Annotated in this window: 1 protein-coding gene; it reads right to left on the reverse strand. The window is 40.5% G+C overall.

Annotated features, from left to right (window positions below; translation table 11 throughout):
- Positions 1 to 830: 830 nt before the first annotated feature.
- Positions 831 to 1772 (reverse strand): hypothetical protein, encoded by a 942-nt coding sequence (locus BS19_RS14935; RefSeq protein ID WP_425425015.1) that lies wholly within the window; start codon positions 1770 to 1772, stop codon positions 831 to 833.
- Between the last annotated feature and the right edge of the window lie 539 nt (positions 1773 to 2311).

Genomic DNA, 2311 nt, shown 5'->3' on the forward strand with positions numbered 1-2311 from the left:
GTAGCGTGATTTTTTCATCATGCGTTCTCCGTTTGTTTCAGTGTAAACGGAAAAACTCTAATAGCTAATGACCAGTTTTTTGGGGAGGGTTACACAATTATTTAGTTCTTTCTAATACGGGTATCTATACCTTCCGCTGGAATCTAAGAACGGATAACAAGCACTATCAGCCCAAACTAAGTCTCACATAAAGGAGGCATTCCATTGTTTAGTTTGTCTGATGATTGGGAGGGGTACTGGACTGAGTACTTTAAGTGTCCGCCACCTAATCTCTAAACAACACAAAAAAAAAGCCCCAATGAAGGGGCTATTCAGTGAAAGGGAAATTAGTTAGTCATAGATATCTATGATGATTCTTTTTTCCCTTTTTTGTTTCTACTTAAGTACTGTTCTATGCCTAGGGTCATTGCTGAATCTAGGTGGAAGATTTAACATACGTTAAGTGGATACCTGTAGGCGTAATCTTAGTTAAGTCACGGCTGTATACGTAACCGTATTTCTCAAGTAAATCGAGACTGTGATATGTCCACCCAGCCGCAAAAGCTATCCCTGCTAATGCGAAATAAAGGGTTAACTTATTCGCTAGTTGCATTGCTTTTGGAGAGTATACCTTTCCAATCCCTTTCCCATGATAAAGAGCTCTTGGGGACATCCAGATTAGACTGGCAACAGCACCTATCAGTCCAACGGGAACCCAAAGAGTGATGATTGAGACTCTTACCACTGGCTCTTTACTTAATAATTCTATGTAGTCGGAATAAACACTGTAAGAAGGGTAAATCCAACACAGTAACGCAAAAATGATAAGTGTTACCCCAGCAAAGCGTACCTTAATCTTCGACGGCATTTTCAAGCTCTTCCACTATTAATTTTGAGATTTGATACTCGCTCCAGAAAAGTTCAACTAGTACATATGCTGCAAAGCAAACGGCTGCACCCAACATAATGGGAGCACTATAGGTAGCAGCTAACCAGAGAGCGGCTTCACCAACGCCCACCTGTACTAAAAACTTAAACATGTCTGAGCCAACGTTACCAAACCAGTCAACTAAGTGGTAATCACTTTTGAACACTAAATCACTAGTTGCAATGCTGGCCGAAACGACAAAGGTTAGTACTCCTGCTCCTTTGAAGTTAGCCGCTTTTGCTTTTGGGCTAAACCCTGCTTGCATCGACTTAAAAGAGTTTAGGGGATACTTTTTCCCATCCATGTTGATGCGGGTTCCATTCACAAATGCATGCTTAAGAGCTTTACCATTCTGGTCTGTGCCATTGAATGCAACAAAGGTTTTACCTTTACTTTCGACAAGATCTGCTTTGATATTCATATCACCAAACTGCTTGGCAATTGAAGCTGCGTTGAACATTGGTTCAGTGTGATTAAACCATGATTTAGCGGTGTTAATACTGGCAGCAATGGCCGCCACATTTTTTCCAGCTTCAAACCATACGTTATGTAAAATCTTATGAGCATCCTCAAGATCAGCAATCATTACATGCTGATTGTTTTTCTTCATTTCCTCTTCAAGAGAGCACTGTAACCCCATTGAATCACCGAGTACTTGCGAAGCATTGCGTCGAGTTATTGTTTCTGCTCTTTGGTTTGCATAGCGCTCTTGGTTGGCTTGTACATAAGCCCAGTGCTTCTCAGATTGAGCAATACGCTCAGCATGCTGTTTAGCTATTCGTTCTTTTGTGGATAAACGGGGAGGCTCAATAGAGGGAGGTGTATCGCCCTCTAACCAGCGAGTATTGTCTCTTACCATTATCATGTTCCTTCTAGTTGGAACATATACTACATGACAAAATTGCGAGGCAAAAATTTGCTCAAATTAGTGTGGTTATGAGGGGAGTGAATCAGTAGTATTTTTAGTAACTGATATATGTATAGCTAGGGGATTTCTCCATTTTCTATGTACACCTGTCGTAGGAGTGCATCAACCCCAAAAGGGGGAAGTGCCTAATGGAAAAGAAAGCCCCAATTAAGGGGCATTTCAAGAAAAGGGAAATTAGTTAGTCATAGGAATCTATGATAATTCTTTTTCCCCTTCTAGCTCCTTACTCAATTCTTGTTCTGCTAACCAATTAGTCCAATCTTCACCATACTGCTCTAGCCAATTTCTTCTAGTTCTAGGGGCTTTGTTGCATAAATCAAATGAACTAAATCAGAATCTTACGATCAGATCAGGGACATTCATTAACTGACTTTAATTTCATTGTAGTGGCATAGTGAATTTGGTCACTTAGTTAGAGGTGATATCATCACCTCATAAGTTAACAGGTGACACTATGACAAAACGCACAAGACGAC

This window comes from Vibrio pacinii DSM 19139 (assembly GCF_000711795.1).
Classification (GTDB): Bacteria; Pseudomonadota; Gammaproteobacteria; order Enterobacterales; family Vibrionaceae; genus Vibrio; species Vibrio pacinii.